The 23,100-nt window shown below is 58.2% G+C and carries 24 protein-coding genes; 1 reads left to right on the plus strand and 23 read right to left on the minus strand.

The features are described 5' to 3' along the window. Positions 1 to 8 precede the first annotated feature (8 nt). From BMON_RS00565 to BMON_RS00670, 21 genes are all read right to left on the minus strand, one after another. Positions 9 to 248 (minus strand): phage holin, encoded by a 240-nt coding sequence (locus tag BMON_RS00565; protein ID WP_033513440.1) that lies wholly within the window; start codon positions 246 to 248, stop codon positions 9 to 11. Positions 249 to 257: 9 nt separating this feature from the next. Then, positions 258 to 1,481, minus strand: coding sequence for a GH25 family lysozyme (locus tag BMON_RS00570; RefSeq protein WP_033513441.1), 1,224 nt, complete (start codon positions 1,479 to 1,481; stop codon positions 258 to 260). A gap of 111 nt (positions 1,482 to 1,592) precedes the next feature. Continuing rightward, complete coding sequence (locus BMON_RS00575) at positions 1,593 to 2,003, minus strand: hypothetical protein (RefSeq protein WP_033513443.1); 411 nt, start codon at positions 2,001 to 2,003, stop codon at positions 1,593 to 1,595. Positions 2,004 to 2,100: 97 nt separating this feature from the next. After that, a complete protein-coding gene (locus BMON_RS09090) occupies positions 2,101 to 6,279 on the minus strand; it encodes a collagen-like triple helix repeat-containing protein (RefSeq protein WP_156098604.1) in 4,179 nt (1,392 codons plus the stop codon). Beyond that, on the minus strand, positions 6,276 to 7,211 hold the full coding sequence (locus tag BMON_RS00590; RefSeq protein WP_033513446.1) for a hypothetical protein: 936 nt from the start codon (positions 7,209 to 7,211) through the stop codon (positions 6,276 to 6,278). The genes BMON_RS09090 and BMON_RS00590 overlap by 4 nt, the downstream gene beginning before the upstream one ends. A 60-nt stretch (positions 7,212 to 7,271) precedes the next feature. Beyond that, complete coding sequence (locus BMON_RS09095; RefSeq protein WP_051917684.1) at positions 7,272 to 8,696, minus strand: phage tail family protein; 1,425 nt, start codon at positions 8,694 to 8,696, stop codon at positions 7,272 to 7,274. A gap of 2 nt (positions 8,697 to 8,698) precedes the next feature. Then, the gene (locus BMON_RS00605) at positions 8,699 to 11,983 is read right to left on the minus strand and encodes a phage tail tape measure protein (RefSeq protein WP_051917685.1); all 3,285 of its coding nucleotides are present in this window, start codon (positions 11,981 to 11,983) and stop codon (positions 8,699 to 8,701) included. Positions 11,984 to 11,987: 4 nt separating this feature from the next. Continuing rightward, a complete protein-coding gene (locus BMON_RS00610) occupies positions 11,988 to 12,248 on the minus strand; it encodes a hypothetical protein (protein WP_033513448.1) in 261 nt (86 codons plus the stop codon). 107 nt (positions 12,249 to 12,355) lie between these two features. Next, a complete protein-coding gene (locus tag BMON_RS00615) occupies positions 12,356 to 12,844 on the minus strand; it encodes a hypothetical protein (protein ID WP_033513449.1) in 489 nt (162 codons plus the stop codon). A 97-nt stretch (positions 12,845 to 12,941) separates the two neighbouring features. Further along, positions 12,942 to 13,454 (minus strand): phage tail tube protein, encoded by a 513-nt coding sequence (locus tag BMON_RS00620; RefSeq protein ID WP_033513450.1) that lies wholly within the window; start codon positions 13,452 to 13,454, stop codon positions 12,942 to 12,944. 72 nt (positions 13,455 to 13,526) lie between these two features. Continuing rightward, positions 13,527 to 13,919 (minus strand): hypothetical protein, encoded by a 393-nt coding sequence (locus tag BMON_RS00625; RefSeq protein ID WP_033513452.1) that lies wholly within the window; start codon positions 13,917 to 13,919, stop codon positions 13,527 to 13,529. Next, a complete protein-coding gene (locus BMON_RS00630) occupies positions 13,916 to 14,287 on the minus strand; it encodes a hypothetical protein (protein WP_033513454.1) in 372 nt (123 codons plus the stop codon). The genes BMON_RS00625 and BMON_RS00630 overlap by 4 nt, the downstream gene beginning before the upstream one ends. 1 nt (position 14,288) lies before the next feature. Continuing rightward, on the minus strand, positions 14,289 to 14,726 hold the full coding sequence (locus tag BMON_RS00635) for a DUF6093 family protein (protein WP_052122241.1): 438 nt from the start codon (positions 14,724 to 14,726) through the stop codon (positions 14,289 to 14,291). Between the two features lie 10 nt (positions 14,727 to 14,736). Further along, positions 14,737 to 15,183: a Gp19/Gp15/Gp42 family protein gene (locus BMON_RS00640; RefSeq protein WP_033513456.1), complete on the minus strand. Its 447-nt coding sequence runs from the start codon at positions 15,181 to 15,183 to the stop codon at positions 14,737 to 14,739. A gap of 7 nt (positions 15,184 to 15,190) precedes the next feature. Beyond that, entirely contained in the window at positions 15,191 to 15,367 is a 177-nt protein-coding gene (locus tag BMON_RS10090) for a hypothetical protein (RefSeq protein WP_161786347.1), read from the minus strand. Next, positions 15,364 to 16,335, minus strand: coding sequence for a major capsid protein (locus tag BMON_RS00645; protein WP_033513458.1), 972 nt, complete (start codon positions 16,333 to 16,335; stop codon positions 15,364 to 15,366). Before BMON_RS00645 ends, BMON_RS10090 begins: the two co-directional genes overlap by 4 nt. A gap of 18 nt (positions 16,336 to 16,353) precedes the next feature. Further along, on the minus strand, positions 16,354 to 16,908 hold the full coding sequence (locus tag BMON_RS00650) for a hypothetical protein (RefSeq protein ID WP_152595809.1): 555 nt from the start codon (positions 16,906 to 16,908) through the stop codon (positions 16,354 to 16,356). An 85-nt stretch (positions 16,909 to 16,993) separates the two neighbouring features. Then, on the minus strand, positions 16,994 to 17,935 hold the full coding sequence (locus BMON_RS00655) for a hypothetical protein (protein WP_237745267.1): 942 nt from the start codon (positions 17,933 to 17,935) through the stop codon (positions 16,994 to 16,996). After that, positions 17,895 to 19,361, minus strand: a complete 1,467-nt coding sequence (locus BMON_RS00660; RefSeq protein ID WP_081882721.1) for a phage portal protein — start codon at positions 19,359 to 19,361, stop codon at positions 17,895 to 17,897. Before BMON_RS00660 ends, BMON_RS00655 begins: the two co-directional genes overlap by 41 nt. After that, complete coding sequence (locus BMON_RS00665) at positions 19,330 to 20,997, minus strand: hypothetical protein (RefSeq protein ID WP_237745268.1); 1,668 nt, start codon at positions 20,995 to 20,997, stop codon at positions 19,330 to 19,332. The genes BMON_RS00660 and BMON_RS00665 overlap by 32 nt, the downstream gene beginning before the upstream one ends. A gap of 8 nt (positions 20,998 to 21,005) precedes the next feature. Continuing rightward, a complete protein-coding gene (locus BMON_RS00670; RefSeq protein WP_033513462.1) occupies positions 21,006 to 21,539 on the minus strand; it encodes a hypothetical protein in 534 nt (177 codons plus the stop codon). Between the two features lie 604 nt (positions 21,540 to 22,143). Here BMON_RS00670 and BMON_RS00680 point away from each other — a divergent pair. After that, entirely contained in the window at positions 22,144 to 22,386 is a 243-nt protein-coding gene (locus BMON_RS00680) for a hypothetical protein (RefSeq protein ID WP_033513464.1), read from the plus strand. A 66-nt stretch (positions 22,387 to 22,452) separates the two neighbouring features. On the opposite strand, the gene BMON_RS00685 is transcribed toward BMON_RS00680, so the two are convergent. Further along, positions 22,453 to 22,677 (minus strand): hypothetical protein, encoded by a 225-nt coding sequence (locus BMON_RS00685; RefSeq protein WP_033513465.1) that lies wholly within the window; start codon positions 22,675 to 22,677, stop codon positions 22,453 to 22,455. A 27-nt stretch (positions 22,678 to 22,704) separates the two neighbouring features. Next, positions 22,705 to 22,926, minus strand: coding sequence for a hypothetical protein (locus tag BMON_RS00690; protein ID WP_033513466.1), 222 nt, complete (start codon positions 22,924 to 22,926; stop codon positions 22,705 to 22,707). Positions 22,927 to 23,100: the final 174 nt, after the last annotated feature.

The raw sequence follows: 23,100 nt of genomic DNA on the forward strand, positions 1-23,100 counted from the left end.
GCACGATGTTACCTGCTGTTGTATTTGACCGAGCTCAGACCGAGCAGTGCGCCGAGGAGCACTCCCACCGCGGTGATGGTGGCGGCCAACTGGCCGGCGAACGGGATCGACCAGATGCCGCCGAGTCCGACGATGAACGTGGCGAGGGCGGGCATGACGATGATCGCCACCCACTTCAAAACGTCATACACGTGGTCGGGCAGGAGGCCCTGCGGACCCTCGGTCGTGTTGGTTGTTTCATCTGTCATGATTGCTCCTTAGTAGGCGATGGTTTCGCCGACGTAGATGAGGTTGGGGTTACCGGACCGGTAGCCGTGGATGGCTCCTATGGGTACGCCGAGACGGCGGGCGATGGCACCGAGGGTGTCGCCGGACCGCACCGTGTACCGACGTCCGGAGGATGCCGCCGCACCGCCGCTCGTGCGCAGTGTTTGGCCCGCGTAGATCGTGTACGGTGGCCTCAACCCGTTGAGCGCGGCGATGGCGGGCCATGTCTGGGGCCACACCTTGCTCAGGTAGTCGCCGGAACGCACCACATACGAGCCACTCGACGTGACGGCACCGTTGAGACGGCGGTTGACGATGGCCATGACCTCCGCATACCGGGATCCGAGCAGCTTCTGACGCTGGGGCTGATTGCCGTACAATCCCTGGATGACCGCCGTCGCCAAAGCGTTCGCGTCACCGGTGGGCGTGGTGGTCGTTTGCACCGGGGCCACATGGGCGGGCGGCGTCGACGTGGCCGGGTGGGTCACCGTGTCGATGGGCGCGTTGGCGTACTTCGCCCAGGTCGCGGCGGTGCCGTAGAACCAGTTGACGTCAACGGCGCTGCCGATGCCCGGCACATTGCCCGAGGATGAATACTGCCAGGCTGCCGCGAAGCCCCACGGAGCCACGCTGTAGGGCACGGCACCGGGGTCGCGCAGACGCTCGCCCGCATACCCGCGCGGATAACCCGCCACCCACAGGCCATAATCGGCGTTCGCGACGCTCGACCAGTCGGCCATGCCGATAGTGCTCGCGGACATGTAGATCAACGGCTTGGTGCCCCACGCGGCCGCGACACGGTCGAGCCAGCGTTTCGCCCACGCGACGTTGCTCTTCTGGCCGCCTCCCGGCTCCCAGTCGAGCACCGGCAGGATGCCCTGGCCGACATACCCCTTGGTCTGGGACAGGAACCAGTCGGCCTCCTGGTCCGCGCTGTTGCCGTATTCGGGACGGGCGAAATGGTAGACGGCGCGACGCACGCCCACCTGCGCGAACCCGGTGAGGGAACAGTCCGCCACGCCGTCGGTGAAACCAAGTCCCTCGGACACCTTGACGAACGCGAACGCGACGCCGTTGTCCTTGGCGGTGCGGGCACGCTGCTGGGCGACGCAACCCTGATAATTCGACACGTCGACGCCACTGTCCGCCTGCGCGATACTGGGTGCGATGAGCATGGTCAGCGCGAGCAGCGCACCACCCAACGGTTTGCGCATGGGCCTAGGCTCTCGCCTATGCCGTGCATGATTGGAAAACACTATATTGCCTCCTGATATACGAAAACCACCCCGATCTGGGGTGGCATGTCTTGGAATGGTTGCCGTGGGTCAGCTGTCGAGCCGTGGGAATTCGGGGCGCATGCCGTCCGGCAAGTGAGGTTTCGGGTGATCCCTCGTGTACGCGATCTCACCCGACTGGCACAACCCGTCGAGCCAGTGCATGAGCTCACGGAGATAGCGGGTACGTTCCAGATCCCGGTCCTCGAACCGGTGCTCCTCCTTGCGCAGGCGGTCGTTATCGGCGAACAGGCGCTTGAGTTTATCGTCCTGCTTGTCGATCTCCTCCTGCATCCTGCCCTGCGCGGACGCGAGCTCATTGTAGGCGTGCGCGAGGTTGCCTCGGTGGGCTCCCACGATGTTGAGCACGCCCGCCACGAGTCCCCCCACCACCACGCCGATCAGGCCGATGAGGGCGACCGTGACGTCCTTGTCGAGGGATGATATCCATTGCGCCACCATGAACTCCTATCAGGTTAACGTGTCCGGGAAGATGAACGTGCCACCGGCCCACTGATGTCATTCTCGGACGCCTCTTCGTGTCTGTGGTTCATGGCGGTTACATGGCGAATATGCGGAAATACTGTGACAGTGTTCGCTTCGGAGAGAAGAGGGACCACCTGGCGTCGAGGCCGGTGAACAGTTCAGGTTTGCTGTCATAATCGCGTGAGTAAAGTTTCCCGGAAATGTTGATGCCATCATCACTATCCTCCACATACACCATCTGCGAGCAAACCATGTTACCAATGCCTTTCGATGGCATGGGAAAGTTCATCAGCCAAGTGTCCATGATCGTGCCGTCCGGCCTAAAGGCGTTCATGTCGAGGTGGTATTCCTTGCCGGCACCGTTGGTGCGTATGTATGCTTCGACAAGATACCATCCGCTTGACATGCTGAAATTGAATGTTCCTTGCAGATAACCGTCTCCACTGGTAGATACGCCGGTCCAATCGTTTTCCCAGTTGAACACGCATCTTTTCTTCGACGTCAAATCATGCTTGTTAGAGTGTATTTCAACTGCTTCTTTGGTCACCGGGTCAATCTGAAAGATATCTGTCGCCACAATAGCAACGTAGGGATTACCTTTGGAGTTTACACGGGCCTCCACGGTGGCGTACTTGCCGTTGCCTGTTCCGCCGGAAGCCATGAGCGTGGCCGACTGCCCATCTTTACCCGAGCGCACGTCGACCCTCGCAACATTTTTGTCGAGGTTATCTGCATCCATGGCCGATACGAGAGCACCCTGAGCACCCGCTCCATCACCAAGCGATTGAAGCTGCACGTTTGCCACCTGGGGATTTTTGGAGTCCTTCATTCCAGAGGTCATTATCGAGCCAGTATAGTTTCCGGCCGTAGTCCCATGAATACCGCCAATAAAAGGTGATTTTTCGGATGAGTGGCTTTCAAACGCAATATAACCATCTACATTTATATTTGCATCATTCGGGATGCCAATATCGTCATAGTCGCTGTCGATGATGACCCTTGAAACAGACTTGTCACCTGAATAGAATTTTCCGATCATCGAAACATCACCAGTCGTAGCATCTATTCTGAAGGTTGTCGAACCCTTGGAATCATATCCCGTGATCCCTGAACTATCCATTTTCACTCGAGCACCACTGGAAGCGGTCTGGAACAGGCCGGACGTGACGATGGCAGCAGCGACGCTCCCCACGTCAAGCTTGTCGCCGGTAATGGTTTGAGCCGCGATTTTGATTGCAGTGACCGCGTTCGAGGTGAGTAGGTCGGTGGTGATGGCACCGTTGGCGATCTGCGTGGTGCCCACTGATCCTGCTACGAGAATCTCGTTAGCCACAACGAGATAATCCACGAACGCGCTGCCGTTCCACACTTGGATTCCCGTGACATGCTTAGAGTTGTCCAACTGGAACCATAGGTCACCGGGCACCAGCCCCGTATGTGCCGGTTCGCTGGCTGCCGAGAATATCTTGTTTTTACCGTCAGCCGTAGTCTTAGCTAACTGCGCGGCAGTTTCGGCAGCGGCGGAATACTGATACGAGGAATCGAGAACCACTGGCGTGTAGGAGACTTGGCCGTTGGAGTACGTGACTTTCCGTGTCGTGTATAGATTCTGGTCACGCGCATACTCGGGCTCTGACGGCACCCATGGCGATGGCGGTGTAGCCACTGTGGGCGTTGCCGGAGCAGACGTTCCCAGCGCCCAGTATGGGGTTATCGCGCTCACGCTCACGCCATCACTGCCAGCGGCTCCCGTAGCACCCGTATCTCCTATTTTCCCGACCGAATACGCGGTCTCGTTCATGCCATCCGTATACGTGAAAACGGTGCGAGTCCACACATACATGCCAGCACTAGCGTTGGGCGGCGTCGCCTGCCAGCCGTCTGACGGGGCCGACGTGCCTGACGGTGAAGAAGCGTAGGAAATCACGCTTGATCTGATACCTACTCCATCCTTTCCCGGCACGCCATCGGTACCGCTATTGCCATCCCTGCCGATGTGAGAGGTGGAATACGCTGTCTCGGACGTGCCATCCGTGTACTGCCAGACGGTACGGGTCCACAGCCAGTCACCCGGGGTGACGGCAGGCACCGACACGCTCCATGATCCGGCGGGCGCGGTGGTACCACTCGTGCCGGGCTGATAGGTCACCGTCGTACTCGTGACGCCGACGCCATTCTTTCCCGGCGTACCATCAGCACCACGGGCACCAGGATCACCCTTCGCGCCCGTAGCACCCGTATTGCCTGTCATGACCACAGGGTCAGTGGTGGTGTGATCGCCACTGCCATACGTGACAATGGTACGCACCCAGATGTATCTACCAGCGACCCATGCCGGCGCAGTCTCACTCCACCCTGTCGGGGGAGCAGTCGTCGGATCGGCAGTCTGCGCATACTGAGGCACATAGCTCGTCACCCCATTCTTCTGGGAGGACTGCGCCACGCTTGTGGCTTGGCCGGCCTTATCGAGAGCTGACTGTGCGTCGGCCTGCGCCTTCCGCACCTCAGAAGCATCAACAGCGCTCTGCACCACCACGGTCACGGGATCAGACGCTACTGACGCGTTAGGTGCTGACGAGCCATCGGCAGCATGCGCGTCATCGTAGGCGATAGCCGTGATGGTAACCGTGTCCCCTGCGGTGAGTTCGGCAGCCGTTACCTTGCCGGCAGCCTTGAGCTGTCCCATGGCCACCGTCTTCGACCCGTCCACGGCCGTAAACCGCACATGGTCGAAATCGGCGGGAATACCGCCATCCAACGTGCCATCCCATGACACCCAGACCGCACCATTATGCGACTCGGCGGTAATACCGAGAGGCTTCCCCGGCGCAGTCGTATCCCCTACCCATGTCGCGACCCCCGTATCGCCAGCGCCAGCGCCCATGATCGTGGACGTGCCATCGGAGTTAGGAATCTCAACCGTTCCCGCATTACCAGTCATTTGACGAGATGCGATCTTGACCGCCGCGTTCGCCGTATCCAACGCTACTGTCACATTATCTTTGCGCGTGATATCCGGGTGAAAAGCCAATTGAAAACCTCCTAAAAAAAGTGCGTCCATCACATCGAACTTGAGCTTGACCTTGCTGGACTGGTCGCCACTCATCTCCATGAGACGAGTCTCATAACGCCCATCAGGGAGCGTGGGGAAACCGGAAACGTCAAGATGGAAAACCTCGCCCGGCCAGAACGAACCAAGCGGGTGAAGCAGCGTGCCGTTGGAATCCGTGTCGTTGACATCGATATTGCCCGTGAACTGCATCGATGTAACCTTGTTGGCATTCAACACCGCCCGTACCTTGGGCTTGAGCACACCGAGATTCGCCGCGTCGGAATCCGAGTAAGTCATCTCACGCAGGATCGGCGGATCCATCGAACCGGTGATAGACGTGAGATCCTCGGCAAGCGTGGTGAGCACGCTCGCGTCGGTGCCCGCACCCGTACCGTACACGCGCTGGTAGGGCAGCGCGTAGCTGATGGTCAGATCCTCCAACGACCCGCCACCGGGGAAACTGTTGAGCACGATTGGCGCATGATCCATATCCAGATAGACATCCGCGTCGGAACCGGCCAGGAACCGGCAGCGCACATGACCGTCATCCGACCAGTAGGGGCGGAACGTCATGTCGGGGCCGCCCTGCACGTTCGCGATGTTCGTGAGCAATGTTTTCACATTGAGATTCTGCACGTTCCACGCCTGGTAATCCGTGCGCTGATGATTGCCCGGCTCGTTCACATACGTGCAATCAAACGGCAGCGTGCCGCCGTTTTTCTGGTTTGTCGCGAGGTTGATCAGGTTCGAGGCTAGCCCACGCAGCGACAATCCGGTCCAACTCACCGTGTCCGTGGATTTCGTGTCAACGAACTTGCCGTCACGGATCGCATATCGCGAGTCGAGCAGACTCATGGGCGAGTAGATCGGGAACGTGGTATCAAGCCACGTGTCCTCACGCTCCCCCAGCGCACCCCACATGATCGGCATACCACGAGAGTCAGCCACCCCGTCATACACCCATGCGGAGCAGAGCGCCCGACGCCCCATGCTCAGAAGGTGAGCACGTTCGGCGGGAGTGTCCGCATTCAACGCACTCCACGGTAGCGTCAGGTTCGATGCATCCGCGTCACCCAGGTTCTTCTTGGTGGTCGTGAAACCGAAATCACCCACCGTCATCTCCCACGAAAACGAGGGAATATCAATCGGTGTAATCAACTCTCCCGTACGCGCGTCAGTGAGATAGTGCCTCCAGCTCACTGGTCCGGCCCCCTGTCCCAGACCTGCAGGTCACGCCCCTTATAGGAGACGCCACCATTATCTGAATATCTGAAATACGGCATTCCGCTCGACTCCTGATGACTCATCAGACCATTGCGGACAGCAATCGTATGTCTGCCCGCAGTGACCTTAACCAGCTTGTGAATCTCATGCGACTCCCAGACGCCGTTGGAAGCCTGCCATTCAGTACCCGAATGCGGGATTGCAACACCATCAAGCAATAATGCCGCAACACCCCAGCTAATCCAGCCACCACCTACTAAGTCCCTGCCCCTATCCTGATGAGCGTTGGCGAACGTGGCCTGATATATGATTTCCACCGTGCGATCAGTAGGGACATAAATGGAAACACTCTCCTGCGTATACCATTCACGAACAGTACTCGAACCAAAAGCGTCAGCAGTATTGGTGAACGCACCCAGGAGATCCCCCGATGCTCCGTATGGGATCGCATACCGCACATCAACACCGATCGACCCCACACCCGTCGTAGAGGCTCCCGCGGGAATCGTAACATTCCTCAACAGCAGAGCGCCCGCAGGCAGCTTGGGAGCCACGGGAGAAGCCGATGGCGTGCCCTGTAAGGCCAGGCAATGCACGTCATTATCCGGAGTGCCCGTGTTCGCAAGAAGATACACTGAGTCGATGCGCGCGTAGGTTCCGTCCCCTGCACTCACCGTGTTCTCAGTCTTGCCACCGGGCCAATACGCCTCCGTGTAACCGTCCGCATCACCCATCGAGCACACTGCCACCCCAGTCGAAACCGTATAATACAGATCGGAACGTCCGGAAACCGTCAATCCGCCCATGATGCCAGTGTTGTTCCAGTGCCGTTTGATGATCTGCCGATGCGTCAATGGGTCCACGCCATTACCATTCGTGTCAACGTCAACGCCCAAAGCCGTGGTCATAGAGCCTCCAAATGAAAAGCCCCGCACCAGGCGAGGCAATGAATGTTTGAAAAGAGAGATTTAGATGTAGGTGTCGCGGCACACGGCCGTCACCCAGCCGGTACCAGCGCTCATCAAACGTAGGGACACCGAACCATTAGCAGGCACCACGGGAAAGTCACGCCTTGAAAGATTGCGGCTCACGTCCACGCCACCCATCGAAGCCGTCTGCGAGCGCGAATCCAGTATCAGCGGCACGGCACCTATCGCACCGTCATACTGCAGGGCGTTACCACCCCACTGGACCTGCACGCCATTCGGGAACGGGCCGGTCACCGTGAGTACGGGGAACGCTTTCGAACTGCCCTGATTCAACAGCAGCGCCACATTCGACGCGACACCACCCGTGCCATAATTCAACGGATAGGAAAGTCCCTTGCCAGTAGGAACCGGATAACTGTCCCCATCGAACCAGTCGATGCCGAGGGACTGCATGGCATTCCAGTCGGCAGCCGTATACAACCCGATATGACGCCATACGGTTTGCTGCGTCACATCAAGAGGGGCATACAGGCGGATACTGATAGAGCTGGTAGTAGGTGTTGTTGTGAAATCCGCTTGCAACACCCCACGTCCACTGCCACCGATCCTCATATGGGTAGCTAGTATTCTATCGTGGGCATCACTTTCATAAGCGAAAAGTGGGCCGTTGCTATTAGTAGGTCCATCACTACGAACCAAATCCGCGACGATATGATACGTCGTGTCAGGATTACATGGAATCTTAGCGTTTCCCGCGTATTCATCGGCGTTATCATTCTGCGCGGAGACCGCCAACCCATCAGGCGTATCGGTCATGGTGACAGCGCTTTGCGCCCATCCGGCCGCAAGTGGCTTGGGGCTGGTGACGAGATTCGTCGCCACGACCGTCCCGCCCTGCGACAGGGTGCTGGTGGAAGCGTTTGCCGCTCCGGTCCATGCTGACACCAACCGGTGAACCGTCGAATACCGCAACCCACCCTGCACCGCCGACACGGGAAACAACTGCGATTGCAACGGACTCCACGCCAAACGCTCAGGACGCGGACAGATGATGGTAAGCGTGCCAGTCTCGGTTTGCCGAGCAAGGTTCTGCTGAGATTTATCCTTAACAGCCGAATCCACATAGCCGGACGCAAACAGATCGCTGTCATCGTCGGTCACGCGGAATCTCACCTGCTGGTGAGCGAGAGACAGCAAAGAACCTTCATGAGCGAGAAGCCTGGTGCGACTATCCGTTAGAATACGATAGTCTACGACTATTGTGCGCGTCCCATAGATGATGTCTTCTGCAGACACGTCGTGAGCCCCATCCCCCGAAGCGCGCTCCGTCAATTTCACCTTAGCGTCCGGAGTGCTATACCAGCCATCCAGATAGCGGAGGATCATCTCATAGTCGCCAGCGCCGCCATACAGTGACACGGTAGGGCTGATATCAGATGTCGTATAGATTCTTACCAGGCTCATGGTCACATCCCATTCATCGAAATCAGTGCATTCGAACTCGATCTGATTCTGCTGGCCGCACGTTGCGCGTCGGCGGGGGAAGAACCAGTCCCATACATCTTCATGTTCACCGTCTGCAAATACGTAACCTTGCCCTGTCCTGAATCAAACTTCGTAGGCAATGGAGTAGCCTGATACGCCTTCACAAGACCACCGGTCGCATACCGCTGCCAGTTGATGGCGTTGAGCATCTCGACGCCATACTGTTTGACAGCCGCTGCGCGCACGACGTACTCGCCGTTCGACAGTTTCGCCGGTATGTCATCGGATGTTCCGGTGCCGGGGCCGTTGATGAGGCCGCCCGAAGCGTGCTTTCCCCCGGATGAGACGTTCACGTGGAACACCTGACCGAGAATCCCGTTCACGGTACTCCAGAATCCACTCGCATCGGCTCCCACCTGCACGGTCTTCTTACCGATGGTCGCTTTATCGACATTCCCTTTCACCGCGCGGAATGGACCATCATCGCCCGATATGACACCGGTTTTCTTGTCGATCTTCCACCCGTTGGATTGGGCGATCTTACGGAAGTGGTCGCTGTTGTCTCCAAGCAGTTCACCGGTCTTCGGATTGATCTTCGCACCGTTCGCAATCGCCAGAGCGACCTCGAACTGCTGCTTATTCAAATCAAGGGTACCGGTCTTGGGATCGATTTTCAGACCGTTGACGGTGGCGAACGCTTCCAGTGCTTCCTTGTTATCGCCGCTGAGTTTGATGGTTTTGCCGTCTGGTAGTGATTTGGCTTTGATTCCGACGTCGTCGAGTGTTTTGGATGCCTGGTCGGAGATTTTCAGCGGTTTGGCGTTGGCGGCTGCAATGCGGTCGGTGAGGTCCTGCACGGCCTTGGCGGACAGGCCCACGCTGTCGGCCATGGCGTTGGCCTCCTCGGGGGTCTTGCCCATGGCCTTCGCCGCTTCGATGTAGTGGTTGCGGGCATCCTCCATGATTGGGTTGATCTTGTCGACCGCATCACCGGCGCGGGCATGGGCTTCGGCGCTGCTCATGGCGGCCTTGGCGATGTCGTTGAGCGCACTCTGGTTGTCTCGTCCTTTCTTCGTGTTGATGTCGAGGATCGCACCGTTGTCTTTGACCGCTTGCGTGGCCTTGTCGAATGAATCGTGCAGCTGTATGTCGGCGTCGGATGCCGAAATGGTGAAACCGTAGTAGGTTTTGAGAGCGTCGACCACTTCGCCTAGGGCGGCGGCCTGCTCGCTAATCCCCTTGGTGGTTGCGCCGAATGCTTCGGCGAGGATATCCTTGGAGTCAGCGGCCTTCTCGTCGGCGGACGCACCCTCCTGCACGGCTTTCGTGCCATTGGCTTGGGCGACGGTGTTGGCGACCTTCTGCTTCGTCTCCTCCTTTTCCGCTTCGGCCTGTGCCTTAGCGGCGACACGGGAGTCGTCGATGGCTTTCTTCTGCTCCGTGAAAACGCCGTTGACGTGTTGACCGAGTGTCACTTGTTCGGACGTGCCGAGTTTCAGTTTGTCCATCTGCTCGTTGTATTGAGCCAGTGCGATCTTATTCCCAGCAGCGGCCTGGGCGAATGTTTTAGCGCTTATGCCGGCCTTGTCGAGTGCCTTGGCGAAACCGTCGGCACCGGTCTGTTGTTTGTTCCACCATGACCATGAGATGTTGTTGCCGGTCGCGATGTTTTTCTGCAGTTGCATGGCTGCGTCCTTGCCCTTATCGAGCGCGTCGGCGTAGGCGTTGGCGCGCTGCTGTGCGTCATGTTGGCGTTGCGCCAGTATGCCTACGGCGATGGATGCTCCGGTGAGTGCGATGCCCCAAGGCCCGCCGAGCATGCTCATGAGGCCGCCCCCGGCGCTTTTCAAACCGCTCATGGCGGTCTGCCCGCGAGTCAGACCGTTGGCCATGAGACCGACGCCCTGCTCGGGCCCGTGGAACGCCGAGGTGAGCATCGACAGTCCGGCGGAAAGCTGTGGAGCAGCGGTCTTCAACCGTGTCATGGGGTCCACGACTTGTCCGAGTCCACGCTGGAAGCCGCTGGTGCTCTCCGTCAGCCCGCCGAACATCTTGTGCAACCCGGCGGTAGCGCCGATGATGAGACCCGCGCCAAGCACCCACTGCTGGGATGATGCAGGCATGCTGCGGAACAGGTTCAACAGGTCGGTCGCGTTCTGGGTGACGCTGCGCAGCGGTCCGTTCGCGGCTGACCCCAAACCAATGAGGACGTCTTGGGCGGTGTGCACGAACTTCGTCATGTCGCCCTTGAAGTTATCGGTCTTTTTGGCTGCGATATCTGCCGCGTATCCGGACTGTGAAACGGATTTCGTCCACTTGTCGATACCATCTTTGCCCTCTTTGTAGAGGGTGTTCGCGGCGCTCATGGCCGCATTCGAGAACAGTACGCCCATGGCCTGGTTGCGCTGCTCCGGTGTGAGCTTCGAGAGCTTGTCCTTCAGTTGTCCGGCGAAGTTGGCGATGCCGACGAACTTGCCCTGCCCGTCGTACAGCGACAGACCAAGATTGTCCATCTCGCTTTTGACCTGCTTGGACGGGGACATGAGGCCGATCAGCGCGGAGCGCAGTTCGGTGCCAGCCTCGGACCCGATGTTGCCCTCTTGGGCCATGGCCGACAGGGTTCCGACCGTCTCCTGCATGTTCGCGCCAAGCATGTGGGATGTACTACCGACCATGCTCAGCGCCTCGCCCATGGCGGACACGGAGCCCAACGCCTTGTTCGCGCCGGCGGCGAGCGCGTCGGCGACCTGTCCGGCCTGTTTGCCGGTGAGGCCGAACTGGGTCATGGCGGATGCCATGTATTGGGTGGCGTCGCCGACGCTCATGTTGTCGGTGGCGGCGAGTGAGAGTGCGGCGTGCAGACCGCCTCCGAGTATATCGGTGACGCTGACGCCGGCTTTGGCGAGTTCGTTGATGGCGTCCGCGGCATCCTCGGCGCTGTAGATTGTGGTGCGGCTGGCGTTGAGTGCGGCTTCGCGTAGCGCGTTGAGTGAGGATCCAGTGGCACCGGAGTTGGTCGCCACTTCGCTCATTTTCGCGTCGAAGTCGATGAAGCTCTTGACGGCGGCGACGCCGATGGCGGCGGAGAGGGCCCCTACGGCGAGGCCTGCTTTGGTGAAGCCGGCCTCCATTCGTTGACCTGTGGTCATGGGTTTTTCCATGGCCTTGGCCATGGTCTCCGCTTGGGTGGAGGCGGCCTGCATCTTGGTCGTGTAGTTCGACGTGTCCGCCATGAGGCGGATGACGATGTTCTCGTTCAGTGCCATGACTTCATCCGTTTCTCATGTTGAGTTTCGTGGTCTGCGAGTTGGGGGCCTTGACTTCGCCGCTATCGGCGAAACGGCGCATGGCCTGTTCACGCATCTCACCGACGAAACACGTCTCCACGTCGGCACCCTTGAATGCCCGGTGCACTTTCTCCTGGTCGTGGCAGAACGTGATGTCCATGCCGCACACGGGACATTTACGGGCCGTCTCGTAGGTTTGCAGGGCGAGCATCCATGCCCGTTCCGTCTCATCCCATTCGACCATGTCGCCGGGCGTGGGGGTCCAGCCGAGGAAACGTTTGTAGCTGATGCCGAGCCCGTGGGCGCAGCGGAGTTCCTCGACCAGTCCGGGGTGTTCGGCGAGGCGACCGGCTAGATCAGGTCGCGGACCGCTTTTGGGACCGAGGCGGTGGGGGTGTTGAGCTCCTGCACTGCCACGATGAGGTCCATGGTCTGCACGTCAGTGAGACTGTCGAGCAGTTCGGCGAGGTCGCCGTCAGCGAATTCGATGGCATCACCGGACGTTTTCCAGACAGCGGATTCGAGCATCTGCGGGATGGCATCGGCGACCATCTTCGGCCAATCCTTGACGATGCGGTCGCCTTCGACGCTCTGGTTGGCGATGACGATCATATTCCACTTCGATGCGTTCAGACCATGGATGCGCATCCGGATGGTCGACTCGTCGACCTTGGCGACCAGCTTCCTCAATGCTGCCTTCTTCGCCTGGATGTCCGTTGCTGATTTATTGTCCGCACGCGCCTGGTTGAGGTCGTTGGCCGCGTCGACGCTGGACTGCAATGCCACCATGTCGGTGACGATATCGACGGTTTTCCCAGGCTTGTTTACTGTGATACCCATGTTTTCCACGCTCTTTCAAAGTAGGCACTCTCAAGTTGGTAAAGAGGTTCCCGCCGCATGGGAGAGTGGGAGACCATACGGCGGGAAGTGTTGCTGGTCAGGCGGTGGCGACCGTGGCGGTTTCAATGAGTGACGATGGGTCGATCGCGAAGCTGATCGTGCTGGTCTGGCGCGCGTTGGAAGCGTGAGCCACCGGGTTCTTCATACCAATCGCGACCTTGTAGACGGACACCACATCACCGGCGGCCCAGTCGACAGACGCCTCAGGTCCGCGACGACGTACGATATAGCCCTGCGTCCCCTCGGTGAGTGTCACCACGGCGGCATTGTCGGCATCTTTGCGGTTGACGTTATCAAGCACCTCAACCTCGCCATTGTCGAACTTTTTCGGACCTAGGATCTTTCCCACCGTCGCGGTACCCTCACGACCATCGTCGATGCTGTCTTGCGAGCGCGTCGGCTTCCAGCCGTTAGGCACGATATAAAACGAAAGTTCGGTCGCGCCAACGCCGGTCAATTCGCTGATCTTTGGTGTTTTCATGTCCGCCAGCGTCTTGACGAAAACGGACTTGACGCCCTCTTCGAGATATGCGGATACATTACTAGCCATTACTGCTCCTTATATAGTTGAGGTCATGGCGTTGTGCCATAGCCTGTGTTGGTTGTCGTCGTGTTCGGTATGTCATGCCGGCCATCCGGTGCGCCAGGTCAGTACCCGCATGAGGTACGGAGTGGAGGAGTCCGTGTCGACGAGTTCGGATGCGTACACGCCAGAATCAACATCCGCTATGAGCGCTGACACGCCGTCGGCGTGCGCACCATCGAGCGCTTCGGTGAGCTTGTCGCATACAATGCCGATGCCGAGTTCCGACAAGGAAACAACACGTATGTCGAGTTTGCCGAGATGGTTCGTGGTCCGTCCGCCTTCGGAGCGTTCGCGCCCGTCCTCGCTCATGGACACGACGACCCATGGCGGTTTCGCACCGGTAGCTATGCCATCGGGGTACACTTTCCACCCTTTGAGGTCGGGCAGTAGTCCGATGATGGCGGCGCGTGCTCTAGCGTAGCCGTTCACAGTCCTTCGGCCGCCTTGGCCACATACTGGGCTGTCGGGTCAAGCTCGTCAGCGCCGTGACCGTAGAATTCATGGCCGCCGCCGCCACGGCTCGTGCCGAAGAACGCGATGTTGGCCAGAGACCCGGCACCACCCTCCTCCGGTCCGATGTCGGCTTCGATGCGCACGCCCTCGGATTTCATGTCGTAGTGGATGGGGATGCGGCGGAATCCGGGGTTGGATGAGGACCGTACATCCTCCTGGATGGCTTCCTTGATGTTCTGCGCGCCCTTCTTCACCGCCGCAGCAACCAATGCATGTTTCTTCAATGGTGCCGCCGCGAGCTTTTGGGCGAGCGCATTCACTTGGGATACGTCAATGAGTGCCATGTCAGTCTCCTTCGGGCATTTCCTGTACGTTCCACCGTCTGGCGGTGGCATGCGTCTTTTCGGACTGCAGGTTCACCAGTCTGAAACGCTTGCCAACCATGTCAGAATCGGTTGAGGCCGTGCAGACTGCCACATCCTTCTCCCGCAAACCCACGAGTGTCATCGGGAAATGGATGTATAGGCTCCATACGGGCACGTTGCCGCCCACGTTGCTGCTGTCACCGGATGCGGTGACCACCTGCGAGGCGATGCCACCGGCAGTCTGGATCTTCCCCTTCGACTGCGCGAACAGCACCAGCTCCGGCGAATCAACGCCAGTGTCTGGATCGACCACATTCCTGCCAGTCGGACGCATCACGTCGAACGAGTCCGACATGAGAGATTCGGCGTTGGCACGCATCTTCGGCAGGGCAGCCTGCACCATGCTTGAAATGTCCATATGCGCCTTCCTAGTAGCCGAATGGGTAGTGAGGCAATGGGAATGCGTCAGGCTGCGCCTTGTCGACTACACTGAACGCCGTTGTGGACGAGCTTCTCAGCAGCAGCGACCACTCCGAGTCAAGGATGACAATCTCGCCCGTAGACCTCGAGGCATCCACCGTCTGCTGGAAGTTGCCATCATCGATCTGGGTCATCATGGAACGCATGCCGTCAGGGTTTCTGGCTTTGCGTTCCACGGCCGAGACTTCCACGTCGTTCACGGTAGCTTTGTAGCCACCATCGGCATTCGCCCAGTCGTCCAGTTCGGTCACTCGAGCGCGGATGATGCGCTCCGCCCTGTTGAGCCACCGTTGAATCTGCTTGCCCCGTGCGCTGTCAGTGGTGATATCCTCACCAAGTTCGGCAGCGACATCGGCGACGGATGCATATCGGGCTACGAGTGGATCGTCTGGCATGGCTACCTCACTTTTTCGCTGTGGCAGTTGACTTTGGCTTTGCTGGCTTGTCTTCCGTAATCTCGTATCCATGACGTTGGAAATACGAGATGTCGGAAGTGCAGGTGCCGACACCATTTTGGAAATCAACACCTGCGACATCGCCAGTGAAGCCCTTGACCGGGGTCTTCACCGTCCAGCTCATTGCACCTTCACCCCGCGAAGAACGGCGGCGGCCTTAGTGGCCTTCAACGCGACGGCGATGGGGCCAAGTTCGACCTCGCCCTTCTTCACCGCATTTGCAGTGGTGAAGTCTGGCAGCCAAGTCTGCACGAGCTGTCCACCAGCAACGGAGACGCCATGGAAGCCGTCCAGACCGACACGGTAGGCGTACACATCCGAAGTGCCCTTAGACGGATCCACGGGGATGATCGGATCATTAGTACCAGCCTTGGCTCCGGCGTCCACGAGCAGGATGTTGCCATAGGTCTCTCGAGTGACAGGGCGCCCGTTCGCGCCGACCAGATCCTCAACGGGATCCTTGACGTACTGGCTGGTGCGACGTGCTGCGGCGCGGACCTTTGCCAATGCCTTGGCGTTACCGACCAGGACGGTCGGATCACCATCGAGCAGGCTCAGGAACGCGTCGAGCGAATCGAGGATCTTGAAGCCGTTGTCCGAAATGTCCGTCCAATCCGGATTGGAGGTTTTATCCTCCGTGCTGGAACCGGTCAGCGCCTTATCCAACCCATCGAAAGCATTCGCGTTCTTGGCGATGTCACCGTTTATCACGGTGTCCTGGAACAGAGTGGTCGCAGCCTTGACCTTCTGCGTGATGTTCAATGCGATGGCACCGGAAGCTTCCGGTCCGAGGTTGGCGAGCACACGATCGACTTCGAAGCTGCCACCGAGAACCGCCAGATCGACGGAAAACTTCTGCGTGGTGACTTCCTGCGGTGCGTATTCGCTGTTGATCGCACGGAACGCAGCGGTCGGCTGGGTTGCGAGACGACGATATGAGTAGGTAAGCGTCGCGCCGCCGCCAGCGGGGCTCACCACATCATCGAAGATGAGGGAATCAAGGATTTCCGAGTTCTTGCGGAACTCATCGATGACCATGGGATCATAGTCTTCGAGCGCATTGTTCTTGGCTTCTGCCAAAGTTACTGCCATTTGTACCCTCCTTAAGGGTTATTTCAGATGACCGGCGATCGCGGCGGACAGGGACGCAGGCTTTGGCTTGCCACCCCTGCCCTGGCTCTTGTCGGGTTTGGGAATATTCGGCTTGGTTTGCTGAATCAACGGAAGAAGTTCATCTGCATCAGCGAGCATGGAATCCTTGTCGGAACCGTTGAGCCGAGTGGCGAGCTTCAAAGGGATACCCTTTTCAGCGGCAACCTCATACTGCAAGGCCTTGAGCGCATTCTCGGAATTGGATTTCTCCAATGCCTGCAACCGTTCGGCTTCCTTCTCGGATTCGGTCTTGTCCTTGTCCTTGAATGCTTGGATCTGAGCCTCGTATTCGGCCAGCTTGGCCTTCGCGGCCTTGTTCGCCTCACGTTCGGCCTTGAGTGCTTTCAGCCCGTTCTCGCCAAGCTTCTCGGACTCGTTGCCCTGCTGTTCCGCGTTGCTCTCGTCCGGCTTTGGCTCAGGATCGCCCTGACCATCTTCTGCAACTCCTCCGCCTTCGCCGCCATCAGCGACGATCATGCGGACATGCCGTAGAGAATTCCAACGTGTATGCATAGTTTCTCCTTGTTGATTGCGCCACATCGCATGGCAAAAGCCACTCGCATCGCACGAGCGGTAAAAATTAGATAAGAGAGGCTGTTTACAGCCACCCGTAATTGTTGAGAAGTCTCATCGCCTGAGCGTGATCGCTGCCTGCGATCTGATAGATGCTTTCAGGCATCAATCTGGGCCGGTCGGCACGCCAGTATTTCGAACCGTATTCCACATGCCCTTTGACATATCCGGCCTGTTTCATACGGGAATACGCCCAGCCGTGCTTCGTGGTGCCCTCAGACGTGTATTTAATGGATCTGCCGTAAAGCTGTGCTGGTCGGACGTTCCCGCTCTTACGGTAGGCGTTTACCAGCTGATTCAGGTCTGCACCATCATGCCATGCCTGTGCATTAGCTTGTGATCCAAGCGTCTTGGCGAGATCCTCAGAGCTCAGCGAGTTCAGATAGTCGGTCGCGTTCGCATAATGCTTGGCCAGAGCGCTTTCATCGGTGCTCCATGCCGCTACACAATCACAATGCGGATGCCGCTCGAACGCTTTCTTCCCCGAAGGGATGCCGGCAAGGATCGCGCAGCGCCCGCAGGATGGCGGCGTCAGCATACGCACATAGTGTGCCGTGAAACTATGCGCCTTCGCAGCCATCATCGAGGAAGTTCGGGCAGTGTCGGCAAGGACCGTGCGCGAACGTAGCGCCAGACTGTTCTCAATGGTGGAAAGTGCCATATTCAAGGAATTTCCGTTCGCTACCGATTGTTTGCCAAGCAGAACGCTGCTCCATAGGTTGACGAAGGTGTTCTGCCCGTTGCCAGCCCATCCGATAAGCCTTGAAGTGTCAAACGCGAATTCTCCACTACCTATGTTCTTGCTGCCCAGGCTTTGCATCACATCTGGTGTTGTGTCAGCCATGTATTCGGCCACGTCCTGCTGAGCTGAATCCAATGCTGAAAGCATGGGCGCGTAAGCGTCCGCGTAAGCCTGATTGAAGTCGTCAGACCGGTTTTGCCGCCACGCCTTGACTATCTGCGCCACTGCCCTGTTGCTGACCGACCGCAGGTACCTGCCCTGCAATACCGCCACCTTGGGCATCTCCTGCCCCGCCATTGTCCGCACTCGTAGCCTCCGGCTTCAAAAGATTCTCCCACTGCGCCGCATCAAGTTCATCGAACCGCTGCCGTTCCAAATCCTTGCGAGCCTGAGACCAGCCAAGCTCGTCCCAGGCACCCTCACGGCTGAGAATTCCAGAAGCGACAAGCTTCTGTATCGCATCCGCCTTCTGCGAGAATGTAGGCGTGTTCGGGTCATCCCAGTCAGTGCGGATCCGATTGCCGTCAAGCCACTCGCCCTTGCCGAACCGGTAGGCCAAGGCCATCACGTCAGCCCAACAGTCACCATCGGTCATGTTCTTCAACTCGACGTTCTTCACGAGTCGAACCTCATCAGCGCGGATGGCACCCTCGGCTGCAGGGTTCGCCGTGTTCTGTCCGAAGTAGCGCATAGGCAGGCCGGTCACGGAACTCACCTGTTCGGCAAGCATGTCAATCACCGTTTTGAAATTCGTCAACTCCGATGCCTGGAACTGTCCGAAACGTGCAGAGGAATCCTGTGTGACAGTCATGGCCGTGTAATACGCCTGCCATGAAGCCGCCATCTTGCCAGTGGCCGCATCGATGAAATCATCCTTGTTCACGCCGGTAGCCCACTTACCGGGAACCGCATGAGTCTCCATCGCAACCTGCAAATCCATGAGCGCTCGAGCCGCCATATCCGTGGGCTTGAGCACATCCTTCATCTCGGATTCACCAATGAAATTGCCAACACGGGGACGGTTAAGGAACTGCACGACAGGCACACGATGCAGCTTATGGTCGTCACGATCCTCTATAGCCCACTGCCATCCCTTGACGCGCTGCAGGTAGATGGTCGAATCAGGCAAGTAGAGCGTAGCCTCCGTGGGTGCAGCACGTTCCAACGGATCGTAGTAGATTCGTAGAGCTGCCGTAATCTTTCGCGTGCGTGGATCGATCTCGGAGATCATCGAACGGGATGACTCCACGGTAATCAGCGGATGTTCGGTGTCATCCTCGTTGGTGCCGACAGAAACAAATCCATGACCCTGCACGCGCGTTTCCAGATGGTTTAAGACGCTCTGCGAATCCATGTTGTTCGCTTCCCAGACCTCCGACAGGTAGTCGTTGGAATCTGGATCATCGGGAAGGCTGAAAGAGCGCACATGCTGACGCTGCACCACGGTATCCACAGTGACGCGAGGCCAGTTCAGGGGAAACTCGAACACTCGCAGCTCAGGCGGCACGGCAAGGCCTATCGTCTGGATGTGCTGCTCGCCACGATAATACTTGTCAAGATCCTCATGGACCTTACGCAAGGTCTGAAGCCTTGTATACAAGTGTCGCATCAGTGCAGATTCATCCGAAGACAACTCCGTTACCGCCTCCATGCGCACCTCCAATCTTTGTGGTCTGTCCAAGCAGGAAAACCTTGTTGCTATTCATGCCCCACCCCAGGGCACGCATATCGCAAGCAGCCTCATGGGCTAGGATGTCAGCCATGGAAATATCGATCTTCTGATTCTCTGACGGTTTGCCTAGAACGAATTTGTCACCGGGTTTGGCAACCATGCGAGCTGCCATCATGTGCAGCTTCGCTGTCAGATCGGGGCTATGGGATGTCGTCTTGTCGGCCGTATCCTCGCGGAATCTCACAAGCGCGTTGTACATGCGCCCAGGCTGATTCGTAGGCCATTGGACGACCACATCCTCGCCGTAGCGTTCGCTCCACGCGTCGACCTGCGTCTCCCATGGATGAGGGTCACAGTAGAAGCGCTTCACGCGGTAATGATGGAACATGTCACTCACGCACGCATCGACCTCACTGCGCGGTATGCGACCCTCCCATTCCTTCGGATTCCAGTACGACGGGCGCTTCGCGGCACCATAGGTGGGAGTCCAACGCCAGCCGTCAACAGCCTCAGCTCGAAGCGCCGTCCAATCCCCCGACTGCGAACCATCGAAGCCAAGACAAATCTCAGAACCCTCGGGAGGCACTGGCCGATCCTTCTCGGTTGCGTCATAGAGAGCTTCGGGCATGTAAGCGCCCAAACCTTGAACCAGCTCGCATCCGAAGAAACGTCTCGCCTGCGCCGGATCACGTTCAAGAAGCTCGGAAGCCGTAGCCTCCACACTGTCCAGATTCACCCAGGGGCTTCCCTGATACACGAATTCGAGAATCTTGCGCCGATCATCCTTGTCGGTGAAGTCAAGGTCAGGATCATGGCGCGGAAAATACTTCATAATATCGGTCGAGCGACTCTCATAGGTAGCCTGCCCGAACGAGGCATCCATCGGATCCCATGGGTTCGTAAGCTCAAGCATCCTGCCATCCATGCCGGAAACGCCACGAAGCACGGTATCGGCGACCTCGAACATGCCAGAACGCTTCGTGTACACGCCAGACTCGTCGCACAAGGCGAAGTTCACGGGATTGCCGAGCTTGGAGCGTGCGGACGCGGTCACTGGGTCGATGCGGCCACCGTTAGGCAGGCGTATGAAGCCCTCCCGCACTTTCATCAAGTCGTCAAGCTTGCCGTTACGAACCATCGTCTGCAATGGGCGGTACACGTTCGCCGTCTGTTCCTCCGAGTTGGCGAGCAACTGCACCAGGGCTGTTCGCCTTGGCATGCCCATCGCCTCGCCCGGCTGATAGCGGTATTCAAACCCGCATCCACAACCCCAGTCGGAGCAGCGGTACACCTCGCCACCCTTGGCCCAGCCACAGAACACGCAAGGACCACCACCCTCGAAACAGGCGGTTGCAGCACCGAAAGGCGACTTGCCAAGCTTCTGACCGCCGACGATCTGTCCGCGACGCCAACGAAAGGCGGCACCCTGCAACGGCCTCGAAGCATTAAACTTCGTATCCTCTTTCACACGGTAGAACTCGACGGCGTTACGCAGCTGCCACCCAGTCAGCACAAACGGCTTGTTCAGGTCATAGCCGGAAGGAACAACGCAATGCCACTGCGTCCAATCGGCGAACAGGAAACCCAGAGACTTCGGCAAAGACGCAACCGCCATGAAGCCTCCTAAATATCAGTGAACCGGTCCCGTGCACTTGGGAACTGAATGATCTTCGAATCCTTAGCAGAAGATTTCGGCTTGGTCTGCTGATCGACAATCTGCCAACCATTGAGCCGCAAACCCTGCGGGGTCAGGCCAATCGTGTCCGCGTAGCGCTGCAACGTGGAACGGTCAGCCGCCTTCGCATCAGGAGACTCACAAATCACGAACTGACGGCAGTACAAGGCAACCGTGTTGAACAGATACGCATATTCCGGCATATGCCATGCAATAGCCTGCGGAAGCTTCCAAAGTTCACGCCAAAGTTGCTGCTCGCGCTCATTCCACGCTTCGGTGGAATCCTTGTCCTTCTCCTTATGGAAACCATCCTCATCCTTATAGGAATCCCAGATGATGTATCGGCTCAATGGGAAAGCGCGTGGCTTATAGCGATATCCTTTCGCATCCAAAGGGAGCAACGATCTGCCCATGCGTTCGGAACGCTCGGAATTCGGGTCGAACGCAGGACCGGAACGCGCTCGAGCGCCACCCTGAGCCATGCTGACCTCACATTCCATGCTTCGAGAACGGTCCTTGCGAAAACTTTGAACCCTCCGCACTTGCGAGCCACCTCTCCGGCGGTCCTGAAGGGTGCCAGGTGGGGTCACCCCGGTGGGGGTGCGTCGGAATTTTTCCGGTCTGGTTTTCGGAGAATGCTTTTTAAGTTAATTGTTTTTGTTTTTAGGTTTTTAGTGTGTTATTTCGTCCAATGTTCGCGCATTCTTGTGCTGTTTGCTTGTCCTGCGCTGCGGTTGCAGTGAGCGTGTGCTGGTCCGCGATAGTGTTGCCGGTCTGCTGCGTGGTCGAGGTCCCATGCTTGGCCGCGTGTGATTGGTTGGCCGCATCGGTTGCAGGTTGGTGTGAGTCCGTGTGCGATGGCGTTGGCCCATTGTTGTCGTAGTGCTTGGTGTGCTTTGCCGTAGCCTCGTTGCTTGGCGGTGCCGCGCTGCCTGTCGTGGATGGTTGCGTGGGGTTGGCAGTAGCGTTGTCCGACTGGTACGAGTTGTGGGCAGTTGGGCCAGGCGCATCGGCGCATGGGCATGGGCGTGACCTTTCCGGCGGTATGCTGTGCTTGTCATGTGTGTCTATTGAATGGGGGTTGTCATGTATTACTCGGAGCCGGATTACTCGTGGGTGCCGTTGGTGATGGGTGTGGCCATGTTGGTGGGGTTGGTGGTTGGGTATTTCGTCATCAAGGCGGCGGTGAGGAATGGGATCAATGAGTCCCGTCTGCTCGTGAAACCGAAGGGTCCGGAAGTGGTGCCGGGCAAAGTGTCGGAGCCGGAGCCGGTCAAGACACCAGAGCCTGCGGCCGAGTCAAAGGGCTCGACGATCTGGCCGAGTTGAATGTAATGTTGCCCTGCTCTCGTCGGCCTGTGTGGGCTGTGGGATTGTGGCGAGGCAGGGCAAGTGTTATTCGAAGTCGAAGCAGTCTGCGCCCATGCTGAAGAGTCCGACGGTGACGTATGGCGCTTGGGTCTTAGGTGATACCCAGCTGATGCGTCCGTTGCCGTCGCTGTTGATTTCCTCGAGCGGCGTGGTGTCGCATACGAAGGCGAATGGTGTGCCGTATGGCAGGACCTGTTCGAGTGCTTTGCGTATCTTCTCGCTGAAGGCTTCGGCTTCATCCTCGTTCATCGCTTGCCTCCGTCGGTCTTGAAGTGTTTACTCTTTTTCGAATGCGTCCATGAATGCTTGTGTGGCTCGTTGGAAGCGGTGTTGCAGGCTGGTCTCGTCCACACTGACTTCGACGGTCTGGTATTGGTATCCGCGTTCGGTGGTGGGTTTGATGCGCAGCGGCACCTTCACGTGGAAGCTGCACAGCGGTTCATCGTCGCTTTCGGGGGCGGTGATGGATAGTTCTATCTCGGTGTGCGGTGCCATCATCGTGTGCCTCCGTGTGAAGTATGGTGCCTGGTGGGGAAAGGTTGTAAAGTCCACCAGGCAAGAGTGTGGTTCTCACTTGGGAGCGAAGGAATTCTAAGACTTGCGTCCTACTGCCATTCGGCAACCCAGCTGTTATCCCTGATACGCGAGAACCATGGCACGTCGGCTTGGAGT

This window comes from Bifidobacterium mongoliense DSM 21395, from assembly GCF_000741285.1.
GTDB lineage: Bacteria > Actinomycetota > Actinomycetes > Actinomycetales > Bifidobacteriaceae > Bifidobacterium > Bifidobacterium mongoliense.